Origin of the sequence: Ancylobacter defluvii (assembly GCF_018390605.1) — a bacterium.
GTDB classification, from domain to species: Bacteria; Pseudomonadota; Alphaproteobacteria; order Rhizobiales; family Xanthobacteraceae; genus Ancylobacter; species Ancylobacter defluvii.
In genome coordinates, this window is record NZ_JAHBGD010000016.1 from 32468 (window position 1) to 58830 (window position 26363).

The window sequence follows — 26363 nt, forward strand, 5'->3', positions numbered from 1 at the left end:
TTCCGCCGGCCGCCCGCTTTCCGCCGCGACGACGAATGGACAGGCTATGCGCATCCTCGTGACCAATGACGACGGCATCCACGCGCCCGGGCTCGAGGCCTGCGCACGGATCGCCCGGGCGCTCTCCGACGACGTGTGGGTGGTGGCGCCGGAATTCGACCAATCCGGCGTGTCGCATTCGCTGTCGCTCTCCGATCCGCTGCGGCTGCGGCAGGTGGAGGAGAAGCGCTTCGCGGTGAAGGGCACGCCGACCGACTGCGTGATCATGGCGGTGCGGCACATCCTCAAGGACAGCAAGCCCGACCTCGTGCTCTCCGGCGTCAATCGCGGCCAGAACGTCGCCGAGGATGTCGGCTATTCCGGCACGGTGGCCGGCGCCATGGAGGGCACGGTGCTCGGCATCCCCTCCATCGCGCTGTCCCAGGCCTATGGGCTCGCCACCCGCCACGCGCCCTCCTATGACGCGGCCGAGCATCACGGGCCGACGGTGATCCGCAAGCTGCTGGAGGAGGGGATCCCGCCGGGCCTGCTGATCAACGTCAACTTCCCCAACCGGCCGCCGGAAGAGGTGGTCGGGGTGCGGGTGACGGCGCAGGGCAAGCGCAACCAGGAACTGCTGCGCATCGACGAGCGCGCCGACGGCCGCGGCAATCCGTATTTCTGGATCGCCTTCGAGCGGCGGGTGTTCGAGACGGTGAACGGCTCCGACCTGCACGCGCTCGACCAGGGCTGTATCTCGGTGACGCCGCTGCGGCTCGACATGACCGACGAGCCGATGATGACCAAGCTGGCGCAGCTGTTCCACGGCTGATTGCGGCGGGCGAGGCGAGAGGCGGCGGCTGTGGCGGGCGACATCGACGAGACCGAGGCGACGGCGCGGGCGGCACTGCTGCTCTCGCTGCGCCAGCGTGGCCTGCGCGACCGCAACATCCTGCGCGCCATGGAGCAGGTGCCGCGCCACCTGTTCATCGCATCGGCGTTCCGGCACCTCGCCTGGAGCGACCAGGCGCTGCCGATCGAATGCGGGCAGAGCATCAGCCAGCCCTCGCTGGTGGCGCGGATGACCGGGGCGCTGGAGCCGGGCCCGCAGCACCGCGTGCTCGAAATCGGCACCGGCAGCGGCTACCAGACGGCGGTGCTCGCCCATCTCGCCGGCCGGGTGATCTCGCTGGAGCGATTCCACACGCTGGCCGCCGAGGCGCGGGCACGGCTGAAGGCGCTGGAACTGGCCAATGTCGACGTGGTGGTGGCGGATGGCCGCTACGGCTACCTCGCCACCTCGCCCTATGACCGCATCCTCGTCACCGCCGCGGTGCGCGAGGTGCCGCCGGCGCTGCTGGCCCAGCTTAACCATGGCGGCATACTGGTGGCGCCGATCGGCGAGCCCGACGGTACACAGGTGTTGATGCGGATCGTCTCCACCCCCGACGGGCTGGAGCGGCATGAACTGGGGCGGGTGCGTTTCGTGCCGCTGCTGCCGGGCGTAGCCGAGATTCTGTAGCGATTCCGCCACGCTTTCGCCGTTTCATGCGCCGCAGCGTGAGCGGACTTAAGCCGATGTTTACCTATACGAGCCTTTAATCCCACCTGTGTTTGGCGTGCGGGTGATGGGTGCGATGCTCGGGTCTTGGATGCGTGAATCTTGGTCGGCTTCGGGCTCCCGGTCCTTTCTGCGGCTGACGGTCGTGGCGCTGCTGGGCGGTACGGCGGCGGCATGCAGTTCGGATGTTGGCCGCTTCCAGAATCCCAATCAGAGCCCGTTCGCGGCGCAGTCGGCGCCGGCCTATACCGGCTCGATCGCCGCCGCGCCCACCGGGCAGGTGCAGGCCGCGCCGATGGCGGCTCCGTCCTATGCCGCGCCGCGGCCGGTGGCGGCAGCGCCGCAGGGCTATGGCGCCGCGCCGGCCTACGGCGCCGCGCAGCCTTCCTATGGCGCCCAGCCAGGCTATGGCGCTCCCCAGACTTATGGCGCTCCCCAGACCTACGGCGCCGCGCAGCCTTCCTACGGCGCGCCGCAGCAGCCGCAGCAGTTGGCGAGCGTCACTCCGGCCCAGCAGCCGCTCTACGGCAGCTATGCCACGCCGGCCGCCGCCCCGGTGCGCCAGCCGGCGCCGGTTGCCGCGGCTCCCGTCCAGCCCGCGCCGGTGCTGCACGCGCCGGCGGTGGCGAAGCCTTCCATGGCGGCCGCCGGCGCCGCGCATGTCGTCGCCCCCGGCGAGACGCTGAATTCGCTGTCGCGCCGCTACAATGTGCCGGTCTCGCAGATTGCCGCCGCCAACGGCTTCGACACCAGCGCCCAGATGCGCATCGGCCAGAGCGTGGTGATCCCCGGCGCCAGCGCCGCCACACTGGCGGCCAAGCCTGCCGCCGCGCCCGCGCCCCTCGCTGCCGCCAAGCCGGCGACCACGACCCCGGTGACCGCCGCCGCCCCGGCGCTGGCGGCGCCGGCCGCCGTCGCCGCGGCTCCCGCCGCCAAGCCGGTCGTCGCGACCAAGCCGGCCCCCGCCGTCGTCGCGGCGGCGCCGGCCGCGGTTCCCGCCGAGCCCAAGCCGCAGGTGATCGCCGCGGTGAAGCCGACCGAACCGGTGGAAGAAAGCCGCACCGCGAGCGGCGTGCAGTTCCGCTGGCCGGTGCGCGGGCGTATCATTTCCGGCTACGGCCCCAAGCCGGGCGGCCAGACCAATGAAGGCATCAACGTCTCGGTGCCGGAAGGCACCTCGGTGAAGGCCGCCGAGGACGGCGTCGTCGCCTATGCCGGCAGCGAGCTGAAGGGCTACGGCAATCTGGTGCTGATCAAGCATTCGGACGGCTGGGTTACCGCCTATGCCCACAACAGCGCGCTCGACGTGAAGAAGGGCGACACCGTCAAGCGCGGCCAGGTGATCGCTAAGGCCGGCCAGACCGGCAATGTGAACTCGCCGCAGGTGCATTTCGAGATCCGCAAGGGCTCGCAGGCGATGGATCCCTCGCAGTATCTCGCCGGTCTCTGACCGCCGGTCTCCGCTTCGCCGGGCCTCCGAACCCGGCCACTTGCACCGCGCCCGCCGCAAGGCCGGGCGCGGTTTTGTTTGACCTCGATCAGCGCTCGGTCAGCGCCACGCCGAGCCGTCCGGCGACATCCTGCACATATTGCCAGGCGGTGCGGCCGGAGCGGGCGCCGCGCGTGGTCGACCATTCCAGCGATTCGCGGCGCAGCGTCTCGTCGTCGATCGGCAGCCCGAAGCGGGCGGCATAGCCGCGCACCATCTCCAGATAGTCGTCCTGCGAGCATTTGTGGAAGCCGAGCCACAGGCCGAAGCGATCGGATAGCGACACCTTCTCCTCCACCGCCTCGCCGGGATTGATGGCGGTGGAGCGCTCATTCTCCATCATGTCGCGCGGCAGCAAGTGCCGGCGGTTGGAGGTGGCGTAGAAGATGACATTGTCTGGCCGGCCCTCGATGCCGCCTTCCAGCACCGCCTTCAGCGACTTGTAGGAGGTGTCGTCGGCATCGAAGGACAGGTCGTCGCAGAAGACGATGAAATGGAATGGCGCCGGGCGCATCAGGCTCATCAGCGCCGGCAAGGTCTCGATGTCCTCGCGATGGATCTCGATCAGCTTCAGCGGCGGCAGGCCGTCGGCGACGAGACCGGCATTGACCTCGGCATGCGCGGCCTTGACCAGGGAGCTCTTGCCCATGCCGCGCGCGCCCCAGAGCAGGGCGTTGTTGGCCGGCAGGCCGCGGGCGAAGCGGGAGGTGTTGTCCACCAGCATGTCGCGGGTGCGGTCGATACCCTTCAGCAGCTCCATCGCCACGCGGCTGACGCGCGGCACCGGCTCGAGGCGGCGCCCTTCCGCGTGCCAGACATAGGCGTCGGCGGCGGTGAAATCGATGGCGGCGGCGGTCGGCGGGGCGAGACGGTCGAGCGCATCGGCGATGCGCGCGAGAACGGCTCCGAGATCGTCCGAAATGTGGGTCATGATGGGACTCCTTGGCGGAGCCGGAATAGCCATCCCCGGCCGGCGATACAAGCACAACCGTAACGCGGGTTACTCCATTTCGCAGACGTGACGTCGCCGGGTGCCGACGGCGTTTGCAATCGGCAGGCGCGTCAGTATATTCCGCGCGCTTCGCCGGGCCTGTTGCCCGCCACGTTTTCGACGGACAAGGAACCCCTATGCTGATCACGCCCGCCTACGCGCAGGCCGCCGGCCCGGGCGGTACCGACATGCTGATGTCGCTGCTGCCCTTCGTTCTGATCTTCGTGATCATGTATTTCCTCATCCTGCGTCCGCAGCAGCGGAAGGTGAAGGCTCACCAGGAACTGGTGAAGGGGGTTCGCCGCGGCGATACGGTGGTCACCTCCGGCGGCCTGATCGGCAAGGTCGCGCGGGTGGTGGACGACAACGAGATCGAATTGCAGATCGGCGAGGGCGTGAAGATTCGCCAGCTGCGCGGCATGATCTCGGAAGTGCGCGCCAAGGGCGAGCCCGCCAAGGAAGACGGCGCCTCCTGAGGCACCAGCTGTTCCGCGAAAGTTGAAAGATTTTTGCGTTGAGAACATGCTCCGGATGATGGGATCGGGAGCGCCTTGCGGCGATCGGGCGCCTCCGCCCGGTCGGAAAGGGCTTCAGCGGCCCGCTTGAACGCGAGCGGCCGGAAAGAACGACATGCTCTATTTCTCCAAATGGAAAGCGCTGGCGATCGTGGTTTGCTCCGCGATCATCTGCCTCATGGTAGTGCCCAGCCTGTTGTCGCCGACCGCTTTCGAAAAGCTGCCGAGCTTCATGCAGCGCAAGATCGTGCTCGGCCTCGATCTGCAGGGCGGCTCCTACATCGTGCTCGAAGTGCAGCAGAACGATGTGCGCCAGGCACGGCTCACCCAGCTGCGCGACGATTCCCGCCGACTGCTGCGCGACGCCAAGATCGGCTTCAGCAATGTCGCGATCCAGGGCGATGCCGTCATCGTGCGCCTGCGCGACGGCAATGACGGCAACGCGGCGCTCGCCAAGCTGCGCGAACTGGCCCAGCCGATCGGCGGAGTGATGGCGGGTGGTGGCCAGCTCGACACCGACGTGTCGCTGAGCGGCGACACCATCCGCGTCGCCCCGTCTTCCGCCGGCCTCCAGGCGCGCACCATCCAGGCGGTGTCGCAGTCCATCGAAATCATCCGCAAGCGCATCGACCAGCTGGGCACCACCGAGCCGTCGATTCAGCGCCAGGGCTCCGACCGCATCCAGGTGCAGGTGCCCGGCCTGCAGGATCCCTCGCGCCTCAAGGCGCTGCTCGGCCAGACCGCGCAGCTGACCTTCCGCCTCGTCGATACCTCGGTGAACCCGCAGCAGGCGCTGCAGGGCCGCCCGCCGGCGGGCACGCAGGTGCTCACCTCGCAGGATAACCCGCCGCAGCCCTACGTGATCGAGGACCGCGTGCTGGTCGCCGGCGAGGACCTCACCGACGCGCAGCCGAGCTTCGACCCGCAGACCCGCGAACCGGTGGTGACCTTCCGCTTCAACACCAACGGCGCGCGGCGCTTTGCCGAAGCGACGCAGCAGAATGTCGGCAAGCCCTTCGCCATCATCCTCGACAACCATGTGATCTCGGCGCCGGTGATTCGCGAGCCGATCCTCGGCGGTTCCGGCCAGATCAGCGGCAATTTCACCGTGCAGCAGGCGAACGACCTCGCCATCCTGCTCCGCGCCGGCGCGCTGCCGGTGCCGTTGCAGGTGGTGGAGGAGCGCACGGTCGGGCCCGGACTCGGCGCCGATTCGATCCGCTCGGGTATCGTGGCGTCCATCGTCGGCGCCCTGGCGGTGGCACTGTTCATGATCGCCACCTACGGCCTGTTCGGCGTCATCGCCGTACTGGCGGTGGCGGTGAACGTCGGCATGATCTTCGGCATCCTCGCCATGCTCGGGGCGACGCTCACCCTGCCGGGCATTGCCGGCGTGGTGCTCACGGTCGGCATTGCGGTGGATTCCAATGTGCTGATCTATGAGCGCATCCGCGAGGAGGCGCGCGCCGGCCGCTCGGCGATCTCCGCCATCGATGCCGGCTTCTCGCGCGCGCTGGCGACCATCCTCGATTCGAACATCACCACCTTCATCGCGGCGGCGGTGCTGTTCTATATCGGTTCCGGCCCGGTGCGCGGCTTCGCCATCACCTTCGGCATCGGCATCCTCACCACCGTGTTCACCGCCTTCACGCTGACCCGCCTGATGGCGGCTGTCTGGGTGCGCTGGAAGCGTCCCCAGCGCGTGCCGATCTGAGAAAGGCGACAGCTCCCATGCGTCTGCTCCGCATAGTTCCGGACGACACAAAATTCGACTTCATGCGCTTCCGGCGCATCAGCTTCCCGATCTCGGCGCTGCTGTCGATCGTCGCCCTCGTCGCCTTCCTGACCGTCGGGCTGAATTTCGGCATCGACTTCAAGGGCGGCACGCTGCTCGAGGTGCGCTACCCGAACAACACGCTGGACATCGGCGACGTGCGCTCCAAGCTGGAGACGCTCGGTCTTGGCGAAGTGCAGATCCAGGAGGTCGGCTCCGATGGCGAGGTGCTGATCCGCGTCGCCCAGCAGCCGGGCGGCGAAAGCGCCCAGCAGGTGGTGGCGGGCAAGGTGCGCGCCGCGCTCGGCGATGCGGTCGAATACCGCCGCGTCGAGGTGGTCGGCCCGCGCGTGTCGCAGGAACTGCTCAGCTACGGCATTGTCGGCCTTATCGCCGCGGTGTTCTGCATCCTGGTCTATCTGTGGTTCCGCTTCGAGTGGCAGTTCGCGCTCGGCGCCTCGATCGCCAACTTCCACGACATCGTGCTGACCATCGGGTTCATGGCGATCTTCCAGATCGACTTCGACCTGACCAGCGTGGCGGCGCTGCTGACCATTCTCGGCTACTCGCTGAACGACACCATCGTCATCTATGACCGCATCCGCGAAATGCTGCGGCGCTACAAGAAGATGCCGATCGACGAACTGCTCAACCAATCGATCAACTCGACGCTGTCGCGCTCGGTGATCACCCATGTGACGGTCACGCTGGCGCTGTTGTCGCTGGTGCTGTTCGGCGGGCGGGCGATCCACTCCTTCTCGGTGACGATGATGTTCGGCGTGGTGCTGGTCGGCACCTACACCTCGATCTTCATCGCCTCGCCGCTGCTGATCTATCTCGGCGTCAACACCCGCACCATGGCGGAGAAGGATGCCGAGGCGAAGGCCGCGAAGGCAGAAGGCAAGCCGGCGGAAGGCAAGCCGGCGCGGCCGTGAACTGACCCCATGCCGGAGCGCCGCGAACGGCGTTCCGCACCCGGAGCCCTCGACAATGGCCACGCCCGACGCCCATCTGCCCCGTCAGGTGCCCATTGACGGCTATGGCGCCGGCTTCTTCCACTTTGCCGGCATGGCCTCGGACGGCTCGATCCTCGCCTTGCCGAGCGGCATCCATGCCTGGCGGATCGCCACGGTCGGCGAGATCGACGCCGCCGCGCTGGCGCCGGTGCTCGCCGAGAGCGCGGCCATCGAGATGCTGATCATCGGTACCGGCGTGGAGCCGTGGGCGGTGCCGGACGCGCTGCGCTGGCGGCTGCGCGATGCCGGCATCGGCATCGACGCCATGCCGACACGGGCGGCGGCCTCGACCTATAATGTGTTGCTGGCCGAGGGACGCCCGGTGGCGGCCGCCCTGCTGGCGCTGCGCTGAGGGCAGGGGCTTTTGGAGGGCGTGGTCGTGGAGGAGGCGGGCGTGGAAGGACCGGACGCCGATATCGCCTATTGCACGCGGCTGGTGCGAGAATTCGACCGCGACCGCTACATTGCCGGCCTGTTCGCGCCGGAGCCGGTCCGCGGGGCGCTGATGGCCCTGCATGCCTTCAACATCGAGGTCTCGCGGGTGCGCGAGGCGATCACCAATCCGCTCGCCGGCGAAGTGCGGCTGCAATGGTGGAGCGACGCCCTGATCGGCGACGCCCGCGGCGACGTGAAGGCGAACCCGGTGGCGGCGGCGCTGCTCGACGCCATCAACCGGCACAGCCTGCCGCGCCCGGCCTTCTTCGCGCTGATCGATGCGCGCGTCTTCGATCTGTACGACGACCCGATGCCCAGCGTGAACGACCTCGAAGGCTATGCCGGCGAGACGTCCTCGGCGCTGATCCGGCTGGGGACGCTGATCCTGACCGGCGCGGCGCCGGGCCGTGGCGGCGAGCGGGCGCTCGCCGACGCCGCCGGCCATGCCGGGGTCGCGTATGCGGTGACGGGGCTTCTGCGGGCGTTTCCCCACCATGCGCGGCGCGGCCAGTGCTATGTGCCGCTCGACCTGTTGAAGGCGCATGGGGTCGGGCCGGAGGCGGCGCTGTCGGGACAGGCGACGCCGGGGCTCGGCGCGGCGCTGGCCGACCTGCGCAACCTGGCGCGGCGGCACTATGAGCAGGCGATGGCGGCGCTGGCCGGGGTCGATCCGGCCAATTACCCGGCCTTCCTGCCGCTGGCGCTGGTGCCCGGCGACCTTGCCCGCATGGCGCGGGCGCACGACCCGTTTACGCAGGTGCCGGCGGTCTCCGCGCCGGGGCGCATCTGGCTCATATGGCGCGCCTCGCGCCGCTTCGGCGCGGCTGTCGGGGCCTGAGCGGCGCTCGCCGGCTCAGGGACGATTGTAGACGTCCTCGATGCGGACGATATCGTCCTCGCCGAGATAGGAGCCGGTCTGCACCTCGATCAGCTCCAGCGGGATCTTGCCGGGATTGGCGAGCCGATGCACGCCGCCAAGCGGCAGATAGGTCGATTCGTTCTCGCGCACCTCGAACACCCTGCCGTCCAGCGTCACCTCGGCGGTGCCCTTCACCACGATCCAGTGCTCGGCGCGGTGATAATGCTTCTGCAGCGACAGCCGCCCGCCCGGCTCGACGACGATCTTCTTCACATGGAAGCGCTCGCCGCGGCAGACGGTCTGGTAGCTGCCCCAGGGGCGGTGGGCCTTCAGATGCTCGCTGGCGGCGTTGTGGCGCTCGGTCTTCAGCTGCGCGACCAGGCCCTTGACGTCCTGCGCCCGGTCGATCGGCATCACCAGCACCGCATCCTCGGTGGCGATGACCGAGAGGTTGTCGAGGCCGATGCCGGCGACCAGCGGGCCTTCGGAGTGGAAATAGGAATTGCGGGAATCGAGCAGCGTCACCGGCCCGCGGGTGACGTTGCCGGCCTCGTCGCCCTCGGCGAGATCGTGCAGCGCATCCCACGAGCCGACATCCGACCAGCGGAAGCGGCCCTCGACCACGGCGGCGCGCCTAGTGTGCTCCATCACCGCATAGTCGATCGACTTCGCCGGGGCGGTGGCGAAGGCGCCGGCGTCGAGCTTGATGAAGCCGAGATCCTCGATCGCGGTCTCCACCGCCGCGCGGACCGCGGCGACCATGTCCGGCTCGAAGCGGGTGGCCTCCTCCAGCAGCACGCTGGCGGGGAAGAAGAAGTTGCCCGAGTTCCACAGATAGCCCTCCGCCACATAGCGGGTGGCGGTGGCAAGGTCCGGCTTCTCGACGAAGGCCGCGACCGGGCGGGCGCCGCCGGCGCCGGCCGGGCTGCCGGGCCGGATGTAGCCATAGGCGGTGGATGGCTCGGTGGGGGTGATGCCGAAGGTGACGATCTGCCCCTCGGCGGCCGCCTGTGCGCCGGCGCGGCAGGCGTCGAGGAACAAGGGCTCGTCGAGCACCACATGGTCGGCGGCGAGCGCCAGCACCAGGCAGTCCTCGCCATGCAGCTTCTGGGCGATGAGGGCGGCGGCGATCAGCGCCGGGCCGGAATCGCGGCGCATCGGCTCCAGCGCCACCGTGACCTCCATGCCGATCTCGGCGGCCTGGCGGCGGGCGAAGAAGCGGAAATCCTCATGGGTGAGGACGAGGGGGGCGGCGAACAGCGAAGGGTCCGCCACCCGCTGCAGCGTCTGCTGATAGAGGGTGTGCGATCCGGTGAGTACCTGGAACTGCTTGGGTAGGCTGTCGCGCGAGACCGGCCATAGCCGGGTGCCGCTGCCGCCGGCCAGGATTACAGGGACAATCGGAGCGGGGCTCGGCATGGAAGGGGATCTCCGACAGGTCATAGCCGGCGCAAACTGGGCGCCCGCTGGGCGGGCGCAACGCGAGTGACAGCCGGAGCGTCGCGCGGGCGGCGACGCCGCGCACCATGCCGGATTTCCGACCGGCGGCCAAGCCGCTGTCCCCAAACGATGTCTCGACCGCAAGGCGGCCGGGAACCGGCCTTGCGGCCGCGCGTTGTGGACGACGGGCGGGGCGGACGGAGAGGCGGGTCAGCAGTGAACATCCAGCGGGTTACGGCCGGCGAGGGGGGGCCGGCGGCAAGCCAGATGGCGGGCCATCTGACCCCGGCCGGTCTACGTGTGCCGGCGGCGTCGGCGCGGGCAAGGAGCAGCGATCTCATCTGGCTGCGCCTGTCGCAACTGGCGATCATGACGCTGGCAGCTCTGGCCCTGGCCGCGCTGCTGGTGGTGGCGCGGCCGGTGCTGATCCCGATCGTCGCCGCGGTGATCATCGGCAGCGTCATCGGCCCCTTCATCGAGGCGCTGGCACGGCGGGGCATCCCGTCCCCGGTGACGGCGGTGCTGATCGTGATCGCGATCACGGCGGCGTTCTACGGCGCCGCCACGGTGCTGGCCGGACCGCTTGCCGAATGGATCGAGCGGGCACCGGAGATTGGCGACACGCTGCGCGAACGCTTCGCCACGCTGCGGCCGGCGGTGCAGCGTATATTATCCTTCGTGGAGGCGCTCGAATCGATCGGGCGCGCCGCCGAGCCGCCGATGTCGGTGTCGATCTCCGATTCGCGCATGCTGGAAAGCGCTATCGGGCTGGTGACCCCGGCGATAGGCGGCTTCATCCTGTTCGTCGGCTCGCTGCTGTTCTTCCTGGCCGGGCGGATCCAGATCAAGCGCAAGGTGGTGCAGGCGATCGGCCCGCGTGCCGGACGGCTGACGGCGCTCCGGGTGTTCCGCGAGATCGAGACGCGGCTCGGTACCTATCTGGTCACCGCCACCTTCATCAATGCCGGCCTCGGGGTGGCCACCGGCCTGCTCACCTGGGCGCTGGGGCTGCCGACGCCGGTGATGTGGGGGGTGCTTGCCGGGGTGCTGAACTATATTCCCTATGTCGGGCCGGCAGCGATGACGCTGGTCCTCGCCCTGGTCGGCATCGTCAGCTTTCCCGGCCTGTTCGAGGGACTGCTGCCGGCGGCACTGTTCGTGGTGGTCACCTCGATCGAGGGGCATTTCCTGACCCCGATGATCGTCGGGCGGCGGGTGTCGCTCAATCCGTTCTCGGTCTTCCTATCGATGGCGCTATGGACGTGGCTGTGGGGCCCGATCGGTACCTTCCTGGCGGTGCCGCTGCTGATCGCCGCGATGGCACTCGCCGATGCGCTGCTGGCGACCCGCCGGCCGCAGCTTCCCGGCTGAGTGCGTGTACTGTCCACAGGCCGCGGGGAAGGGGCTGACAAGGATGCTTGACACCCCGCCGTGGCTGCCTTAACACCCGCCGCACTCGACGGGCGGTCCACACAGTGACCCGGTCGTTGGGGGTGTAGCTCAGTTGGTTAGAGCGCCGGCCTGTCACGCCGGAGGTCGCGGGTTCGAGCCCCGTCACTCCCGCCACTCCAATCGATAATCCCGCTGCAATCGATCCAGACGTCCTCTCCGACCTTTTCGGTCGGATGATTGTTCGTGACGTCGAGGATCGCCGCCTTGTGTACACTTTCGCGGACATGTCCTGCGCAAGGCGTGGTAACCTTTTCTTCATGAACACAAACATCGAAGTCAGGGCACGGGCGTTGTGCGCGGCGGATTTGGCAGCGCGCGTGGCGCCCGTCGATCTCGACCGCGTGGTCGACAGGCTGTGGCCGGTCGTCGCTCGCGAGATCCAGGGCAATGTCATGGATTCGGGTGCGGACAGGGAGCCGCCCGACCTCGCCGAGCGCATCGCCGAGTATGAGCGCCTGCGCTGGGCAGGAGAGGCGGACGAGCCGATCTTCGCCAGAGCGGCGCGCTGACGTCCTCGCGAGGGAGCTCAGAAGCCAGCGAGGAGCGTCTGCCGCTCGCGGGCGGCTATCTCGTGCAGCACATCGATGAAATCGGCGACATTGGCCGAGGGGGTCTCGCCACGACGGGTGATGATGCCGAGCGGCCCCAGCTGGTTCGGCAGCTCGATCGGCAGTCGCTTGAAGGTATCGCGGCCGACGCCCTCCATCAGGATCGATTTCGGCAGACAGGCGATCATGCCGGCCTCGCGCACCAGATGCAGGGTGGCGAAGATCGAGGTGGTCTCGACCAGATTGTTGAGCGTGCCGACCCCGGCCTCGACGAAGGCCCGGTCGATGAGCTGCCGCATCGGGCTGGTCTTCTGCTGCAGCACCCAAGGCATATGCGCCGTCTCTCCGAGGGTGAGCGACGTCACATGGGCCAGTGGGTGCTGCGCGGCAACGAAGATCCACAATTCCTCATGGGCGAGCGGTTCGAGATCGAAGGCCAGCGCGTTGCTCGGATCGGTGAAGCGGCCGAGCGCCATGGAGATCTCGTTGCGTTCCAGCGCGTCGAGCAGGATGTCGCTGGTGGCGGCGAGCAGCTGGATGGTCATCAGCGGCCGCCGGCGCTTCAGCTCGGCGATGGCCTTGGGCAGCAGGCCGGGCGTGGTCGCCATGATGGCGCCGATGGCCAGGGCGCCGAAGCCGCCGGCCTTCAGATTATCCAATCCGTCGGCGAAGCTGTCGGCCTCGCGCAGGGTGCGGGCGGCATAGTCGGCGACGAAGGCGCCGATCTCGGTGGGCAGCATGGCGCGCGGCGTGCGCTCGAACAGCCGCACCCCGAGCAGGATCTCGGCGTCCTGCAGGATCTTGGAAGCCGCCGGCTGCGTCATGTTCATCTCGGCGGCGACGCGGTGCAGGTTGCCGCCGCGCGCCAGCAGATCGATGAGCCGCAGATGCCGGAAGCGCAGCCGGGTCACCAGGGCGGCAAAGGAGGAGGAGACCATTAGTCGATAACCAGATGGAATTGATCAATTCGAACATTTCATTATCAAGTTATCGAGGCAGCCGCTACGGAATCCGACCCAAGAAAGTCCTCCAGCCTCAAGGCTGGCGAAACTCAGGGAAGGAGCGATCGGGATGAAGCTTGTCCGTTACGGCGAACCGGGGGCAGAGCGCCCCGCCATCCTCGATGCGCAGGGCGTGCTGCGCGATCTCTCCGGCATCGTGCCCGATATCGGCGGCGCGACGCTGCTGCCGGAAGGCCTGGCCAAGATCGCCGCGCTCGACCTCGCCGCGCTGCCGGCGGTTGAAGGCACGCCGCGTATCGGCGCCTGCGTCGGCCAGGTCGGCAAGTTCATCTGCGTCGGCCTGAACTACACCGACCACGCCGCCGAATCCGGCATGGCGATCCCCGACGAGCCGGTGCTGTTCATGAAGACCACCAGCTGCATCGTCGGTCCCAATGACGACGTCGAGATCCCCCGCGGGTCGGAAAAGACCGACTGGGAAGTCGAGCTCGGCATCGTCATCGGCAAGACCGCGAAATATGTGTCTAAGGAAGACGCCTACGACCACGTCGCCGGCTATTGCGTGATCAACGACGTCTCCGAGCGCCACTTCCAGCTCGAGCGCGGCGGCCAGTGGGACAAGGGCAAGGGCTGCGACACCTTCGGCCCGATCGGACCCTGGCTGGTCACCACCGACGAAATCACCGACCCGCATGTGCTCGACATGTGGCTGGAGGTCGACGGCAAGCGCTACCAGAACGGCTCGACCCGCACGATGATCTTCGACGTGCCGACCATCGTCTCCTATGTCAGCCAGTTCATGAGCCTGCAGCCCGGCGACATCATCTCCACCGGCACCCCGCCCGGCGTCGGCCTCGGCCAGAAGCCGCCGGTCTATCTCAAGGCCGGCCAGACCATGCGCCTCGCCATTTCCGGCCTCGGCGAGCAGCAGCAGACCACCGTCGCGGCGGCGTGAAGGAACTAGCCAGATGAACAAGCTCGATCTCACCGGCCGCGTCGCCATCATCACCGGCGGTGCCCGCGGCATCGGCTACGCCACCGCCGAGCGCATGCTCGCCTCCGGCGCCTCGGTGGCGCTGTGGGACATCGACGCCGTCCGCCTCGACGAGGCCGCCGCGGTGCTGGGCTCGCTCGGCAAGGTGTCCACCCATGTCGTCGAACTCACCGACGAGGCCTCGGTCACCGCCGCCGCCGAGGCGACGGCGGGCGCGCATGGCAAGATCGACATCCTGGTCAACAATGCCGGCATCACCGGCGGCAACGGCAAGCTGTGGGAGCTCGACACCGAGACCTGGCGCCGGGTTGTCGACGTCAACCTGGTCGGGCCGTTCCTGACCTGCAAGGCGGTGGTGCCGTACCTGCTGAAGAACGGCTGGGGGCGCATCGTCAACGTCGCCTCCATCGCCGGCAAGGAAGGCAACCCGAACGCCTCGCACTACTCGGCCTCGAAGGCCGGGCTGATCGGGCTGACCAAGTCGCTCGGCAAGGAGCTGGCGACCTCGAACATCCTGGTCAACGCCATCACCCCGGCGGCGGCGAAGACCGAGATCTTCAACCAGATGAAGCAGGAGCACATCGACTTCATGCTGTCGAAGATCCCGATGAACCGCTTCCTGGCGGTCGACGAGGCGGCGGCGCTGATCTCCTGGCTGTCCTCCGAGGACTGCGCCTTCTCCACCGGCGCGGTGTTCGACATCTCCGGCGGTCGCGCCGTCTACTGAGGCGTCGCCGGGCGACCGGCGGCTCCTTCAACAACAACCAAGATCGCAGCGCCGGGCCGGTCCCGGACGCAATGGCGGCGTATGTCCATCTAACAAGGGAGGGCGCCCGCATGGTCGCGCAGACACCGACTCTACTCTCGACGATCAGCAAGGTCACGAAGCGGCTGCTGCCGTTCCTGCTGCTGATGTACATCCTTGCCTTCCTCGACCGCGCCAATGTGGGCTTCGCCAAGGCGGCCTTCCAGGCCGACACCGGCATCTCCAATGCCGCCTTCGCCTTCGGCGCCAGCATCTTCTTCCTGGGCTACGCCCTGTTCGAAGTGCCCTCCAACCTGATCATGCACCGCGTCGGCGCCAAGATCTGGATGGCGCGCATCATGGTGACCTGGGGGCTGATCTCGGCGGCGATGATGTTCGCCCATAACGAGACCACCTTCTACATCCTGCGCGTGCTGCTCGGCATCGCCGAGGCCGGCTTCTTCCCCGGCGTGATCCTGTATCTCACCTACTGGTTCCCCTCTTTCGCGCGCGGCCGGGCCATGGGCCTGTTCTATTTCGGCGCCCCGCTCGCCTTCATCTTCGGCTCGCCGCTCTCCGGCCTGCTGCTGGAGTTCCAGGGCGTCGGCGGCCTGCATGGCTGGCAGTGGATGTTCCTGGTCGAAGGCCTGCTGGCCTCGGTGGTCGGCGTGTGGGCGTATTTCTACCTCGACAACAAGCCGGCCGACGCCAAGTGGCTGACGGCGCAGGAGAAGACCGTTCTTCAGGACGCCCTGAACGCCGAAGACACGGTGAAGCAGTCGCACGGCCCGCGCGGCACCCTCGCAGCGCTGAAAAGCGGGCGCGTGCTCTACTTCTCGCTGATCTACTTCATCATCCAGATGAGCGTGTATGGCGTGGTGTTCTACCTGCCGACCCAGGTCGCCGGCCTGCTCGGCACCAAGGTGGGCCTGACGGTGGGTATCGTGACCGCCATTCCGTGGGTCTGCGCGATGGTGGCGACCTACTACCTGCCGCGCCTCTCCGACCAGACCGGCGAGCGTCGCCTGTTCGCCGGCGGCATCCTCGTGGTCTGCGCCGCCGGCATCGCCGCCTCGGTGGCCTCCGGCTCGCCGCTGCTGTCGATGATCGCGCTGTGCTTCGCCGCGGCCGGCTTCATCTCGGTGCAGCCGATCTTCTGGACCCTGCCGACCGGCTATCTCGGCGGCGTCGCGGCGGCCGGCGGCATCGCATTGATCAACTCGCTCGGCTCGCTCGGCGGCTTCGTGGCGCCGAACGTGAAGAACTGGGCCGAGGCGACCTTCGCCTCGACGTCCGCCGGTCTCTACCTGCTGGCCTGCACGACGCTGATCGGCGCCATCCTCGTCTTCGCGCTGGCCGCCATCGGCGTCGGCCGCGAGGCCCGCTCGGGCGCGGCGGCCACCAGCCGCTGAGTGCTTCTCATCGACAACCGCGGCCGTCGCTGAGGCGGCCGCGGCTTCCTTCTACCGGGAGCTCGACACATCATGTCCATGCCGACCATCAAGGCCGTCCGGGCCTTCACCGTACGCGGCGGCGGCGCCGATTATCACGATCAGGCCGGCGGCCACTGGATCGACGATCACATCGGCACGCCGATGGGCAAGTACCCTGAGTATCGCCAGAGCCGCCAGAGCTTCGGCATCAACGTGCTGGGCACGCTGGTGGTGGAGATCGAGGCCTCCGACGGCACCGTGGGCTTCGCGGTGACCACCGCCGGCGAAATCGGCGCCTTCATCGTCGAGAAGCACCTCTCGCGCTTCCTGATCGGCCGCCAGGTCACCGAGATCGAGAAGATCTGGGACCAGATGTATTTCGCCACCCAGTATTACGGCCGCAAGGGCGTGGTGCTGAACACCATTTCCGGTGTCGACCTGGCACTGTGGGACCTGCTCGCCAAGGTGCGCAAGGAACCCGTGCACGCGCTGCTCGGCGGCCCGGTGCGCGACGAATTGCAGTTCTACGCCACCGGCGCGCGGCCGGACCTCGCCAAGGAGATGGGCTTCATCGGCGGCAAGCTGCCGCTGCACCATGTCCCGGCCGAGGGCGAGGAAGGCTTCAGGAAGAACATCGAGCTGCTCGCCGAGATGCGCTCGCGCTGCGGCGACGACTTCTGGCTGATGTATGACTGCTGGATGAGCCTCGACCTCAATTACGCGACCAAGCTCGCCCACAAGGCCCATGAATACGGGCTGAAGTGGATCGAGGAGGCGCTGTCGCCGGACGACTACTGGGGCTATGCCGAGCTGCGCAAGAACGTGCCCAAGGGCATGCTGGTCACCACCGGCGAGCACGAGGCGACGCGCTGGGGCTTCAAGCTGCTGCTGGAGATGGGCTGCTGCGACATCATCCAGCCGGATGTCGGCTGGTGCGGCGGCGTCACCGAGCTGATCAAGATCTCGGCGCTGGCCGACGCCCATTCGGCGCTGGTCGTGCCGCACGGCTCCTCGGTCTACAGCTACCACTTCGTCATCACCCGGCAGAACTCGCCCTTCGCCGAGTTCCTGATGATGCACCCGGTTCCCGATCAGGTGGTGCCGATGTTCACGCCGCTGCTGCTGGACGAGCCGGTGCCGGTGAATGGCCGCATGAAGGCCAGCGTGCTCGACAAGCCGGGCTTCGGCGTGCGGCTCAATCCCGAGGTGAAGTTGCACCGCCCCTACGCTAACGGCTGAGGAACCCGATCCGTCAGCCGTACTCGCGGCCCGCCTCTCCCTGGGAGGCGGGCCGTTTTTCGTTCAGCCGGTCGCCTCAGTGGAGACGGCGGTGGGCATGCGGCCGGTGGCGCGCAGCGCGGCATGCCAGGACAGCGCCTCCTCGATGATGTGCGGCGTGTGGCCGCCGCGGGCCAGTGCCCGGCGATGATAGTCGGCCAGCGGCTCGCGATAGGCGGGGTGGACGCAATTGGCGAGGATCGCCCGCGCCCGTTCGCGCGGGGCGAGGCCGCGCAGGTCGGCGAGGCCGATCTCGGTGACCAGCACGTCGACATCGTGCTCGTTGTGGTCGACATGACTGACCATCGGCACCACCGAGGAGATGGCGCCGCCCTTGGCGATCGACTTGGTGACGAACACCGACATATAGCCGTTGCGGGCGAAGTCGCCCGAGCCGCCGATGCCGTTCATCATGTGGGTACCGCCGACATGGGTGGAGTTGACGTTGCCGTAGATGTCGAACTCCAGCGCAGTGTTGATGCCGATGATGCCGAGCCGGCGCACCACTTCCGGGTGGTTGCTGATCTCCTGCGGGCGCAGGATCAGCCGCGGCTTGTAGTGCGGCAGCCTCGGCAGCACCTCGCGGTACTTGTCCGCCGAGAGGGTGATCGAGGAGCCGGAGGCGAAGTCGAGCTTGCCGGCGTCGAACAGGTCGAAGGTCGAATCCTGCAGCACCTCGGAATACATGGTGAGGTTGTGGAACGGCGTCTCGATGAAGCCGTGCAGCACCGCGTTGGCGATGGTGCCGATGCCGGCCTGCAAGGGCTGCAGGCGGTTGGTCAGCCGCCCTTTCTTCACCTCGTTGAGGAAGAACTCGGTGAGGTGGCCGGCAATGGCGGCGGTCTCGGCGTCCGGCGGTAGCACCGTCGACGAGCTGTCGAGCTTCTGCGTGAAGACGATGGCGGCGATCTTGTCGGGGTCGACCGGGATGAAGGGCAGGCCGATACGGCTCTGCGGCGCCACCACCGGGATCGGCTCGCGATGCGGCCGGTGGGTCGGGATATAGATGTCGTGCAGGCCCTCCAGCGCTACCGGCTGCGAGAGGTTGATCTCGACGATGACCTTCTCGGCCAGGATGGCGAAGCTGGCGGAATTGCCGACCGAGGTGGTCGGCACGATGCCGCCCTGCTCGGTGATCGCCACCGCCTCGATCACCGCGACGTCGATCGGCCCGAGCTGGCGGGTGCGCAGCATCTCCACCGTCTCGGACAGATGCTGGTCGACGAACATCACCTCGCCGGCATTGATCGCCCGGCGCAGCGCCGGGTCGGACTGGAAGGGGATGCGGCGGGAGAGCAGGTGCGCCTCGGCCATGGTCTTGTCGAGATCGTTGCCGAGCGAGGCGCCGGTGATGAGGGTGATCTTGATCGGCTCGGAGCGGGCGCGCTCGGCGAGCGCCATCGGCACCGCCTTGGCCTCGCCGGCGCGGGTGAAACCGCTCATGCCGATGGTCATGCCGTCCCTGATCAGCCGCGCGGCGTTTTCCGCGCTGGTCACCTTCTCCGCCAATGGCGCGTAGCGCAGGCGATCCTCGTGCATGGCGTCGTTCCTCCGTTCGATCCTTTCGCCGGGGCCAGTGGATCCGGCGGCGGATTTCGGGAAATCGATCACGCGGACAAGGCGAGGGCGGGCGCCCCTGTTTGATCCGGCCTTGCCGGAACGGCCAGTTCGACCTTTGGCCGGGTATGAGGCGGACGCATGGCGTCGCGCGGCAACCACCCCGGCAAACGGCGGGACAAGCCTGTGAACCGGCTCGACAATTCCGGCCATTCGCCTCCGAAGGCGCGAGCCGCTATCCTCGCCGCCGCGCGAGGGGAGATTCGCAGATGCGGAATGGCTGGCGGCACATGCTTCTTCACAGGCGGCATTTCATGGCTCTCGCCGGCTCGGCGGCACTGCTGTCGCTGCACGCGCGCCCGCTTCATGCCCAGGGCGCCGATCCGGGCGATGCGGCGGTGAGCGAGTTGGCAGCGGTCGCCGCGCTGAAGCCGGGTCAGTATGTGTGGTATCCCGACCGCTCCCCCGAGGGGTTCGTCGCCATCATCGTCTCGCTGCCGGACCAGCGCTGCTATGTCTATCGCAACGGCGTGCGCATCGGCGTCTCCACCTGCTCGACCGGACGCGCCGGCCATGAGACGCCGGTAGGCGTGTTCACCATCCTGCAGAAGGATGTCGACCACCATTCCTCGCTCTATGACGACGCGCCGATGCCCTATGCCGAGCGGCTGACCTGGTCGGGCGTGGCGCTGCATGCCGGCGGGCTGCCGGGCTATCCGTCCTCGCATGGCTGCGTGCACCTGCCGATGGCGTTCTCCAAGCTGCTGTTCGGCATCACCCATTTCGGCACGCCGGTGATCATCGCCGACGCGCATTCCCAGCCGGCGGACGTGCTGCATCCCGGCCTGGTGCTGCCGGCCGACGCCTCCACCGCCATCAAGACCGAGGCGCCGAAGGACGACACCCCGGCCGCGGTGCAGGCCGCCGCGCAGATGGCGGCGGAAAATGCCGTCTCCATGGTGGTGAGCGGCGCCGACAAGCAGCTGACCGTGCTGAAGAACGGCGCGGTGGCGCTGACCGCCGCGGTAACGATCCGCGATTCCGGCACGCCGCTCGGCAATGTCGTCTATGTGCTGAAGAAGGTTGCCGGCGAGGTCGCCTGGACGGCGATCGGCTTCGAGGGCAACGGCGCCGGTCAGGGCAAGGCGGCCGGGGCCATCGACCGCATCACCGTGGCGCCGCAGGCCAACCAGCAGCTGGCGCAATTGCTGGTTCCGGGCTCGACGCTGTTCGTCACCGACCTGCCGGCGGATCCCGCGACGCGGACCGACAAGGACTTCGTGGTGCTGTCGCAGGCGATGAGCTGATCGGGGAGGCGGGCATGCGTCGTCTTCTCGCCGCGCTCATCCTGGCCGGCCTGGCGCTGATCGGTGGGGCCGGGGCGCTGCGGGCACAGGACGATACCCCACCCATGAGCCCGGCCAAGCCCGCCGCCGGCAGCGCCACGCCGGCAAAGCTGCTGTTCGGGGCGGTGAAGGAACCGGCATCCGACCTAGCGCCGCGCGCCATCGGCTTCTATTCGCGCGGCTGCCTCGCGGGCGGCGAGGCGCTGCCGATCAACGGGCCGACCTGGCAGGCGATGCGGCTGTCGCGCAACCGCAACTGGGGGCATCCCGACCTCGTGGTGTTCCTCGAGCAATTGGCGGCGCGGGCGCCGAAGGTCGGTTGGCCGGGCCTGCTGGTCGGCGACATGGCGCAGCCGCGTGGTGGGCCGATGGCGAGCGGCCATGCCTCGCACCAGATCGGCCTCGACGCCGACATCTGGCTGACGCCGATGCCGAAGCGCGAATACACCGCCAAGGAGCGCGAGGACGTGTCGGCGACGATGATCGTGCGGCCGGACCGGCTTGATGTCGACGCCAAGGTGTGGACGCCGGCGCATGTCGCCATCATCCGCGCCGCCGCGCAGGACGAGCGGGTGGAACGGGTGCTGGTGAACGCGGCGATCAAGAAGGCGCTGTGCCGCGATGCCAAGGGCGACCGTGCCTGGCTGCAGAAGGTGCGGCCCTATTGGGGGCACGACTATCACATGCATGTGCGCATCTCCTGCCCGGCCTCCAGCCCCGACTGCCGGCCGCAGGACGCCGTGGTGCCGGGCGATGGCTGCGACAAGCTCGACTGGTGGTTCTCCGAGGGCGTGCTGCATCCCAAGCCGCCGAAGGTTCCGCCGAAGCCGGCGCCGCCGGTGACGCTGGCCCAACTGCCGCCGGCCTGCGCGGCGGTGCTGAAGGCGCCGTGAGGAGGCGCGGCTTCTGTCTCTCGGCGGGCATCAGCGGCCACACTGTCATGCCCGGGTTTGGCCCGAACATCTACGCCTCGGGCCGGGCACGCCAGCCGGAACCGCGCGGATGGCCGGATCAGGTTCAGCCATGACGGCGTGAAGGGTGACTGCGTGCGATGAGGGACACGCTACGTTTGGCCGCCACGCGTCTCACCGCCGGTCGGCGTGGATCATCGCCGCCGCCTTTTCGGCGATCATCATGGTGGGGGAGGCGGTGTTGCCGGACACGATGCTCGGCATCACCGAGGCGTCCGCCACCCTGAGCCCCTCGATGCCGAACACCCGCAGCCGCTCGTCGACCACCGCCAACGGGTCGCTCGGCAGGCCCATTTTGGCGGTGCCGACCGGGTGGAAGATGGTGGTGCCGATCTCGCCGGCGGCGCGCAGAAGGCTGTCGTCGTCATCGCCGACCAAGGGTCCGGGCAGGAACTCCTCCGGCCGCAACGGCGCCAATGCCGGACGGGTGACGATGCGGCGGGCGACGCGCAGGCTGTCGATCGCTACCTGCCGATCCTCCTCGGTCGCCAGATAATTGGGTCGAATCACCGGCGCCGCTGCCGGGTCGGCGCTGGCGAGCCGCACATCGCCGCGGCTCGATGGGCGTAGATTGCACACGCTCATGGTGAATGCCGGAAAGCGGTGCAGCGGCTCGCCGAACTTGCCGAGCGACAACGGCTGCACGTGGAATTCCAGATCGGCGCGCTCCTTCTCCGGCCGCGAGCGGGTGAACAGGCCGAGCTGCGAGGGCGCCATGGTCAGCGGCCCGCGCCGGAACAGCGCGTAGTCGAGCGCCATCGACGCCTTGCCCCACAGCGAGTGGTAGCGCTCGTTGAGCGTGTTCGCGCCATGCACCTTGTAGATCAGCCGCAACTGCAGATGATCCTGCAGGTTGGCGCCGATGCCCGGCCGGTCGAGGGCGACGTCGATGCCGTGCCGGGCGAGCTCGGCGCCGGGGCCGATGCCGGACAGCATGAGGATCTGCGGCGAGCCGATGGCGCCGGCCGAGAGGATGACCTCGCCGCGGACGCGGGCGGTGCGGGCGACGCCGTGCTGCCGATAGGCGATGCCGACGGCGCGATAGCCGTCGAGAATCACCCGCTCTGTCAGGCAACCGGTGCGCAGGATGAGATTCGGCCGGTCGAGAACAGGTTTCAGGAAGCCGCGGGCCGCGCTCCAGCGCCGGCCGCGCTTCTGGTTCACCTGGAAATAGGCCGAGCCTTCATTGTCTCCGGTGTTGTAGTCGTCGATCGGGGTGATGCCGTCCTGGGCGGCCGCCTCGCGCACCCTGTCGAGCAACGGCCAGGTGAGGCGGGGATATTCGACGCGCCACTCGCCGCCGCTGCCGTGGAACGCGTCTCCGCCGCGATAATGGTCCTCATGGCCTTTGAAGAGCGGCAGCACGTCGTCCCAGCCCCAGCCCGACAGCCCCAGCTGGCGCCAGCCGTCATAATCGCCGGCCTGGCCGCGCATGTAGATCATGGCATTGATGGCCGAGCAGCCGCCGATCACCTTGCCGCGCGGATAGGCGAGGGCGCGGCCGTTCAGCCCCGGCTCGGCCTCGGTGCGGAACATCCAGTCGGCACGCGGATTGCCGATGGCGAACAGATAGCCGACCGGGATGTGGAACCAGATCCAGTCGTCGCGCCCGCCGGCTTCCAGCAGCAGCACCCGGATGCCCGGATCGGCGGAGAGCCGGTTGGCGAGCACGCAGCCGGCCGAGCCCGCGCCGACGATGATGTAGTCGTATTGCTCTTCGCCGGACGTGTCGTCGACCATGCTTCCACCTGCGCAAGCTCGTCGCGGGGAACCGGCGACGACCGCTGATTTCTGACCCATTCCGCAGCGGATCGCCACCGTCCAGGTAGTGACTCGCGGGAGGTGCGGAGGTGCCGTAGAGGGAGCCGACGGTGTGCGGCGGTGGGTCGCTGCGATCATCTCCACGTGACACGAGACTAAAGTCTAATGTCGCGATATTGTCCCAATAGGCCAAGAGGATGCCGCAATGCGGCGTAACCTGTTGGGAACGTTGGGTCGCTTGTGAATTTTGTATGCCAGGAGCGGTGCAAGGCTCATTGATGCCCTTGCCCTCTCTGGGGCGGTGCGATAAGCCTGCCCTGTGCTTTGAATATTTCGCAACTGAGGTTGCGCGCCGGACGGCGCCCACGCACCGGGGGAGGATGCGGCCCATGAGCAGCCTGCTGCAGGATTATCTGCCGGTCGTCATTTTCATCGGGGTATCGGCCGTCATCGGGCTGGCCCTGCTGGTGGCCCCCTTCCTGGTCGCGTTCTCCCGGCCCGATCCAGAGAAGATGTCGGCTTATGAATGTGGCTTCAATGCGTTCGACGACGCGCGCATGAAGTTCGACGTCCGTTTCTATCTGGTGTCGATCCTCTTCATCATCTTCGATCTTGAGGTCGCCTTCCTGTTTCCCTGGGCTATCACCTTCGGCGAACTCGGCAATTTCGGCTTCTGGTCGATGATGATTTTCCTGGCCGTGCTGACGATCGGCTTTGTCTACGAATGGAAGAAGGGAGCGCTCGAATGGGATTGAGCGCCGCGAATACCCCTCTCGTCGCTCCGGCGGCCAAGGGAATCATCGACCCGAACACCGGCCGGCCGGTGGGGGCTACCGATCCGTTCTTCGTCGAGGTCAACAACGAGTTGGCCGACAAGGGCTTTCTCGTCACCGCCACCGACGATCTCATCAACTGGGCGCGCACCGGCTCGCTGATGTGGATGACCTTCGGTCTCGCCTGCTGCGCGGTCGAGATGATGCAGACTTCGATGCCGCGCTACGATGTGGAGCGGTTCGGCTTCGCGCCGCGCGCCTCGCCGCGCCAGTCGGACGTGATGATCGTCGCCGGCACGCTGACCAACAAGATGGCTCCGGCCCTGCGCAAGGTCTACGACCAGATGCCGGAGCCGCGCTACGTCATCTCCATGGGCAGCTGCGCCAATGGCGGCGGCTACTATCACTATTCCTATTCGGTGGTGCGCGGCTGCGACCGTATCGTGCCGGTCGACATCTACGTTCCGGGCTGCCCGCCGACGGCGGAGGCGCTGCTGTACGGCGTGCTGCTGCTGCAGAAGAAGATTCGCCGTACCGGCACCATCGAACGCTGACGACCGAACGCCAGGCGCAGAAGCGGGCAAGACGGGTAAGACATGGACGAGACGCTGAGAGAGCTTGGGGCGCACATCGCCGAGGCGATGCCGGATGCGATCGACGAGATCGTCGTCGCCTATGGCGAGCTTACCGTGGTGGTGCCAGCCGCCGAGGTGGTGAAGGTGCTGACCTTCCTGCGTGACGATCCGTCCTGCCGGTTCGTCAGCTTCGTCGATGTGTGCGGTGTGGATTGGCCGAAGCGCGAGAAGCGCTTCGACGTCGTCTACCATCTGCTGTCGCCGACGCTGAATGCCCGCATCCGGGTCAAGGCCGAGACCGACGAGACGACGCCGGTGCCTTCGGCCACCGGAGTGTTCGCCGGCGCGCTGTGGTTCGAGCGTGAAGCCTACGACATGTACGGCATCCTGTTCTCCGGCCATCCGGAGCTGCGGCGCCTGCTCACCGATTATGGCTTCGACGGCTATCCGCTGCGTAAGGACTTCCCGACCACCGGCTTCGTCGAGGTGCGCTATGACGACGAGCGCAAGCGCGTCGTCTACGAGCCGGTGAAGCTCGCGCAGGAGTTCCGCAATTTCGACTTCCTGTCGCCGTGGGAGGGGCCGGACTACGTGCTCCCGGGCGATGAGAAGGCTTCTGCCCCCAAGGCCGGTTGAGGCGGAGTGAGACGACCATGAACGCCGCTGTCAGCACTGCGTCTGCCACCACCACCGATCCCAACGTCCGCAATTTCCAGATCAATTTCGGTCCGCAGCATCCGGCGGCGCACGGCGTGTTGCGCCTGGTGCTGGAGCTCGACGGCGAGATCGTCGAGCGTGTCGATCCGCATATCGGCCTGCTGCACCGCGGCACCGAGAAGCTGATCGAGACCAAGACCTTCACCCAGGCGATGCCCTATTTCGACCGGCTCGACTATGTCGCGCCGATGAACCAGGAGCATGCCTACTGCCTTGCCATCGAGCGGCTGCTCGGGGTGGAAGTGCCCAAGCGCGGACAGTTGATCCGCGTGCTCTATTCCGAGATCGGCCGCATCCTGTCGCATATGCTCAATGTGACGACGCAGGCGATGGACGTCGGCGCGCTCACCCCGCCGCTGTGGGGCTTCGAGGAGCGCGAGAAACTGATGGTGTTCTATGAGCGCGCCTCCGGCTCGCGCATGCACGCCGCCTATTTCCGTCCCGGCGGCGTCCACCAGGACCTGCCGCGCCAGCTGGTACAGGACATCCTCGACTGGATCGAGCCGTTCCTGAAGGTCTGCGACGACCTCGAGGGGCTGCTCACCGACAACCGCATCTTCAAGCAGCGCAATGTCGATATCGGCATCGTGTCGCTGGAGGACGCCTTCGCCTGGGGCTTCTCCGGGGTGATGGTGCGCGGCTCCGGCGCGGCCTGGGACCTGCGCAAGGCGCAGCCCTATGAGTGCTATGACGAGCTGGAATTCGACATTCCGATCGGCAAGAACTGCGACAATTACGATCGCTACTGTATTCGCATGGAGGAGATGCGGCAGTCGGCCTACATCATGCGCCAGTGCTGCGAGCGTCTTCTCAAGGAGGCCGGCCCGGTCTCGGCGGTGGATAACAAGATCGTCGCGCCCAAGCGCGGCGAGATGAAGCGCTCGATGGAAGCGCTCATCCATCACTTCAAGCTCTACACCGAAGGCTTCCATGTTCCGGCCGGCGAAGTTTACGCGGCGGTGGAAGCGCCCAAGGGCGAATTCGGCGTCTATCTGGTGTCTGACGGCACCAACAAGCCCTACCGCTGCAAGATACGCGCGCCGGGTTTCGCCCATCTTCAATCGATGGATTTCATGTGCCGCGGCTACATGCTGGCGGACGTCTCGGCGATCCTCGGGTCGCTGGACATCGTTTTCGGGGAAGTGGACCGCTGAGCCAATGAGGCAAGACGGTTCGATCGGAAGGGTACGGC

Annotated in this window: 25 protein-coding genes and 1 tRNA gene; 21 read left to right on the forward strand and 5 right to left on the reverse strand. The window is 67.7% G+C overall.

Translation table 11 applies throughout. From position 1 onward, the window contains the following. Positions 1 to 46 precede the first annotated feature (46 nt). The 3 genes from surE to KHC24_RS11285 all read left to right on the forward strand — a co-directional run bounded on the left by surE (position 47) and on the right by KHC24_RS11285 (position 2990). The gene (gene surE / locus KHC24_RS11275; protein ID WP_213363378.1) at positions 47 to 811 is read left to right on the forward strand and encodes a 5'/3'-nucleotidase SurE; all 765 of its coding nucleotides are present in this window, start codon (positions 47 to 49) and stop codon (positions 809 to 811) included. 30 nt (positions 812 to 841) lie between these two features. After that, the gene (locus KHC24_RS11280; protein WP_271180553.1) at positions 842 to 1501 is read left to right on the forward strand and encodes a protein-L-isoaspartate(D-aspartate) O-methyltransferase; all 660 of its coding nucleotides are present in this window, start codon (positions 842 to 844) and stop codon (positions 1499 to 1501) included. A 184-nt stretch (positions 1502 to 1685) separates the two neighbouring features. Next, positions 1686 to 2990 (forward strand): peptidoglycan DD-metalloendopeptidase family protein, encoded by a 1305-nt coding sequence (locus tag KHC24_RS11285; RefSeq protein WP_271180554.1) that lies wholly within the window; start codon positions 1686 to 1688, stop codon positions 2988 to 2990. Positions 2991 to 3078: 88 nt separating this feature from the next. Here the strand turns inward: KHC24_RS11285 and KHC24_RS11290 are convergent, their stop codons facing one another. Then, positions 3079 to 3960 (reverse strand): ATP-binding protein, encoded by an 882-nt coding sequence (locus KHC24_RS11290; RefSeq protein WP_213363380.1) that lies wholly within the window; start codon positions 3958 to 3960, stop codon positions 3079 to 3081. 197 nt (positions 3961 to 4157) lie between these two features. Between KHC24_RS11290 and yajC the strand changes: the two genes are divergently transcribed. The 5 genes from yajC to KHC24_RS11315 all read left to right on the forward strand — a co-directional run bounded on the left by yajC (position 4158) and on the right by KHC24_RS11315 (position 8598). Further along, positions 4158 to 4496: a preprotein translocase subunit YajC gene (gene yajC, locus KHC24_RS11295; RefSeq protein ID WP_213363381.1), complete on the forward strand. Its 339-nt coding sequence runs from the start codon at positions 4158 to 4160 to the stop codon at positions 4494 to 4496. A gap of 154 nt (positions 4497 to 4650) precedes the next feature. Further along, positions 4651 to 6249 carry a protein translocase subunit SecD gene (gene secD / locus KHC24_RS11300; protein WP_213363382.1) on the forward strand — a complete coding sequence of 533 codons (1599 nt, stop codon included), beginning with the start codon at positions 4651 to 4653 and terminating at the stop codon, positions 6247 to 6249. A gap of 17 nt (positions 6250 to 6266) precedes the next feature. Next, positions 6267 to 7244, forward strand: coding sequence for a protein translocase subunit SecF (secF, locus tag KHC24_RS11305; protein WP_213363383.1), 978 nt, complete (start codon positions 6267 to 6269; stop codon positions 7242 to 7244). A gap of 55 nt (positions 7245 to 7299) precedes the next feature. Continuing rightward, a complete protein-coding gene (locus tag KHC24_RS11310) occupies positions 7300 to 7677 on the forward strand; it encodes an Mth938-like domain-containing protein (RefSeq protein ID WP_213363384.1) in 378 nt (125 codons plus the stop codon). Between the two features lie 42 nt (positions 7678 to 7719). After that, positions 7720 to 8598: a phytoene/squalene synthase family protein gene (locus KHC24_RS11315; protein ID WP_213363385.1), complete on the forward strand. Its 879-nt coding sequence runs from the start codon at positions 7720 to 7722 to the stop codon at positions 8596 to 8598. Positions 8599 to 8613: 15 nt separating this feature from the next. On the opposite strand, the gene KHC24_RS11320 is transcribed toward KHC24_RS11315, so the two are convergent. Continuing rightward, positions 8614 to 10038 carry a mannose-1-phosphate guanylyltransferase/mannose-6-phosphate isomerase gene (locus KHC24_RS11320; protein ID WP_213363386.1) on the reverse strand — a complete coding sequence of 475 codons (1425 nt, stop codon included), beginning with the start codon at positions 10036 to 10038 and terminating at the stop codon, positions 8614 to 8616. A gap of 288 nt (positions 10039 to 10326) precedes the next feature. Between KHC24_RS11320 and KHC24_RS11325 the strand changes: the two genes are divergently transcribed. The 3 genes from KHC24_RS11325 to KHC24_RS11335 all read left to right on the forward strand — a co-directional run bounded on the left by KHC24_RS11325 (position 10327) and on the right by KHC24_RS11335 (position 12020). Beyond that, positions 10327 to 11430, forward strand: coding sequence for an AI-2E family transporter (locus KHC24_RS11325; RefSeq protein ID WP_213363387.1), 1104 nt, complete (start codon positions 10327 to 10329; stop codon positions 11428 to 11430). A 118-nt stretch (positions 11431 to 11548) separates the two neighbouring features. After that, positions 11549 to 11625, forward strand: a tRNA-Asp gene (locus KHC24_RS11330). A 59-nt stretch (positions 11626 to 11684) separates the two neighbouring features. Beyond that, positions 11685 to 12020, forward strand: coding sequence for a hypothetical protein (locus KHC24_RS11335; RefSeq protein WP_213363388.1), 336 nt, complete (start codon positions 11685 to 11687; stop codon positions 12018 to 12020). 17 nt (positions 12021 to 12037) lie between these two features. On the opposite strand, the gene KHC24_RS11340 is transcribed toward KHC24_RS11335, so the two are convergent. Further along, on the reverse strand, positions 12038 to 12997 hold the full coding sequence (locus tag KHC24_RS11340) for a LysR family transcriptional regulator (RefSeq protein WP_213363389.1): 960 nt from the start codon (positions 12995 to 12997) through the stop codon (positions 12038 to 12040). A gap of 133 nt (positions 12998 to 13130) precedes the next feature. Here KHC24_RS11340 and KHC24_RS11345 point away from each other — a divergent pair, with 133 nt between their 5' ends. The 4 genes from KHC24_RS11345 to rhmD all read left to right on the forward strand — a co-directional run bounded on the left by KHC24_RS11345 (position 13131) and on the right by rhmD (position 17432). Beyond that, positions 13131 to 13976, forward strand: coding sequence for a fumarylacetoacetate hydrolase family protein (locus tag KHC24_RS11345; protein WP_213363390.1), 846 nt, complete (start codon positions 13131 to 13133; stop codon positions 13974 to 13976). Positions 13977 to 13989: 13 nt separating this feature from the next. Beyond that, positions 13990 to 14742: an SDR family NAD(P)-dependent oxidoreductase gene (locus KHC24_RS11350; protein ID WP_213363391.1), complete on the forward strand. Its 753-nt coding sequence runs from the start codon at positions 13990 to 13992 to the stop codon at positions 14740 to 14742. Between the two features lie 110 nt (positions 14743 to 14852). Then, positions 14853 to 16172, forward strand: a complete 1320-nt coding sequence (locus KHC24_RS11355; protein ID WP_213363392.1) for an MFS transporter — start codon at positions 14853 to 14855, stop codon at positions 16170 to 16172. A gap of 72 nt (positions 16173 to 16244) precedes the next feature. Beyond that, positions 16245 to 17432, forward strand: coding sequence for an L-rhamnonate dehydratase (gene rhmD, locus KHC24_RS11360; RefSeq protein WP_213363393.1), 1188 nt, complete (start codon positions 16245 to 16247; stop codon positions 17430 to 17432). Positions 17433 to 17495: 63 nt separating this feature from the next. Here the strand turns inward: rhmD and KHC24_RS11365 are convergent, their stop codons facing one another. Beyond that, positions 17496 to 19010, reverse strand: a complete 1515-nt coding sequence (locus KHC24_RS11365) for an acetyl-CoA hydrolase/transferase family protein (RefSeq protein ID WP_213363394.1) — start codon at positions 19008 to 19010, stop codon at positions 17496 to 17498. A gap of 308 nt (positions 19011 to 19318) precedes the next feature. Between KHC24_RS11365 and KHC24_RS11370 the strand changes: the two genes are divergently transcribed. Together KHC24_RS11370 and mepA are read left to right on the forward strand one after the other, a co-directional pair. Further along, on the forward strand, positions 19319 to 20335 hold the full coding sequence (locus KHC24_RS11370; RefSeq protein WP_213363395.1) for a L,D-transpeptidase: 1017 nt from the start codon (positions 19319 to 19321) through the stop codon (positions 20333 to 20335). A 14-nt stretch (positions 20336 to 20349) separates the two neighbouring features. Beyond that, the gene (gene mepA / locus KHC24_RS11375) at positions 20350 to 21267 is read left to right on the forward strand and encodes a penicillin-insensitive murein endopeptidase (RefSeq protein WP_213363396.1); all 918 of its coding nucleotides are present in this window, start codon (positions 20350 to 20352) and stop codon (positions 21265 to 21267) included. Between the two features lie 192 nt (positions 21268 to 21459). Here mepA and KHC24_RS11380 read toward each other — a convergent pair whose 3' ends face one another. Continuing rightward, positions 21460 to 23085 carry a GMC family oxidoreductase gene (locus tag KHC24_RS11380; RefSeq protein ID WP_213363397.1) on the reverse strand — a complete coding sequence of 542 codons (1626 nt, stop codon included), beginning with the start codon at positions 23083 to 23085 and terminating at the stop codon, positions 21460 to 21462. A gap of 410 nt (positions 23086 to 23495) precedes the next feature. Between KHC24_RS11380 and KHC24_RS11385 the strand changes: the two genes are divergently transcribed. The 4 genes from KHC24_RS11385 to KHC24_RS11400 are packed head-to-tail and all read left to right on the forward strand — an operon-like array spanning position 23496 to position 26325. After that, complete coding sequence (locus KHC24_RS11385) at positions 23496 to 23861, forward strand: NADH-quinone oxidoreductase subunit A (protein ID WP_213363398.1); 366 nt, start codon at positions 23496 to 23498, stop codon at positions 23859 to 23861. Next, positions 23831 to 24433 (forward strand): NuoB/complex I 20 kDa subunit family protein, encoded by a 603-nt coding sequence (locus KHC24_RS11390; protein ID WP_373878566.1) that lies wholly within the window; start codon positions 23831 to 23833, stop codon positions 24431 to 24433. The genes KHC24_RS11385 and KHC24_RS11390 overlap by 31 nt, the downstream gene beginning before the upstream one ends. A 42-nt stretch (positions 24434 to 24475) precedes the next feature. Beyond that, a complete protein-coding gene (locus KHC24_RS11395; protein WP_213363400.1) occupies positions 24476 to 25090 on the forward strand; it encodes an NADH-quinone oxidoreductase subunit C in 615 nt (204 codons plus the stop codon). Positions 25091 to 25107: 17 nt separating this feature from the next. Continuing rightward, positions 25108 to 26325: an NADH-quinone oxidoreductase subunit D gene (locus KHC24_RS11400; protein ID WP_213363401.1), complete on the forward strand. Its 1218-nt coding sequence runs from the start codon at positions 25108 to 25110 to the stop codon at positions 26323 to 26325. Positions 26326 to 26363 lie beyond the last annotated feature (38 nt).

Bases quoted from the DNA above. Each gene is read 5' to 3' on its own strand.
- KHC24_RS11335 (WP_213363388.1), top strand. From the start codon at position 11,685: ATGATTGTTCGTGACGTCGAGGATCGCCGCCTTGTGTACACTTTCGCG.
- KHC24_RS11345 (WP_213363390.1), top strand. From the start codon at position 13,131: ATGAAGCTTGTCCGTTACGGCGAACCGGGGGCAGAGCGCCCCGCCATC.
- KHC24_RS11395 (WP_213363400.1), top strand. From the start codon at position 24,476: ATGGACGAGACGCTGAGAGAGCTTGGGGCGCACATCGCCGAGGCGATG.
- KHC24_RS11370 (WP_213363395.1), top strand. From the start codon at position 19,319: ATGCTTCTTCACAGGCGGCATTTCATGGCTCTCGCCGGCTCGGCGGCA.
- KHC24_RS11325 (WP_213363387.1), top strand. From the start codon at position 10,327: ATGGCGGGCCATCTGACCCCGGCCGGTCTACGTGTGCCGGCGGCGTCG.
- KHC24_RS11380 (WP_213363397.1), bottom strand. From the start codon at position 23,085: ATGGTCGACGACACGTCCGGCGAAGAGCAATACGACTACATCATCGTC.
- secF (WP_213363383.1), top strand. From the start codon at position 6,267: ATGCGTCTGCTCCGCATAGTTCCGGACGACACAAAATTCGACTTCATG.
- KHC24_RS11340 (WP_213363389.1), bottom strand. From the start codon at position 12,997: ATGGTCTCCTCCTCCTTTGCCGCCCTGGTGACCCGGCTGCGCTTCCGG.
- KHC24_RS11355 (WP_213363392.1), top strand. From the start codon at position 14,853: ATGGTCGCGCAGACACCGACTCTACTCTCGACGATCAGCAAGGTCACG.
- KHC24_RS11350 (WP_213363391.1), top strand. From the start codon at position 13,990: ATGAACAAGCTCGATCTCACCGGCCGCGTCGCCATCATCACCGGCGGT.
- mepA (WP_213363396.1), top strand. From the start codon at position 20,350: ATGCGTCGTCTTCTCGCCGCGCTCATCCTGGCCGGCCTGGCGCTGATC.
- KHC24_RS11385 (WP_213363398.1), top strand. From the start codon at position 23,496: ATGAGCAGCCTGCTGCAGGATTATCTGCCGGTCGTCATTTTCATCGGG.
- surE (WP_213363378.1), top strand. From the start codon at position 47: ATGCGCATCCTCGTGACCAATGACGACGGCATCCACGCGCCCGGGCTC.
- KHC24_RS11390 (WP_373878566.1), top strand. From the start codon at position 23,831: ATGGAAGAAGGGAGCGCTCGAATGGGATTGAGCGCCGCGAATACCCCT.
- secD (WP_213363382.1), top strand. From the start codon at position 4,651: ATGCTCTATTTCTCCAAATGGAAAGCGCTGGCGATCGTGGTTTGCTCC.
- KHC24_RS11320 (WP_213363386.1), bottom strand. From the start codon at position 10,038: ATGCCGAGCCCCGCTCCGATTGTCCCTGTAATCCTGGCCGGCGGCAGC.
- yajC (WP_213363381.1), top strand. From the start codon at position 4,158: ATGCTGATCACGCCCGCCTACGCGCAGGCCGCCGGCCCGGGCGGTACC.
- rhmD (WP_213363393.1), top strand. From the start codon at position 16,245: ATGTCCATGCCGACCATCAAGGCCGTCCGGGCCTTCACCGTACGCGGC.
- KHC24_RS11365 (WP_213363394.1), bottom strand. From the start codon at position 19,010: ATGCACGAGGATCGCCTGCGCTACGCGCCATTGGCGGAGAAGGTGACC.
- KHC24_RS11290 (WP_213363380.1), bottom strand. From the start codon at position 3,960: ATGACCCACATTTCGGACGATCTCGGAGCCGTTCTCGCGCGCATCGCC.
- KHC24_RS11400 (WP_213363401.1), top strand. From the start codon at position 25,108: ATGAACGCCGCTGTCAGCACTGCGTCTGCCACCACCACCGATCCCAAC.
- KHC24_RS11310 (WP_213363384.1), top strand. From the start codon at position 7,300: ATGGCCACGCCCGACGCCCATCTGCCCCGTCAGGTGCCCATTGACGGC.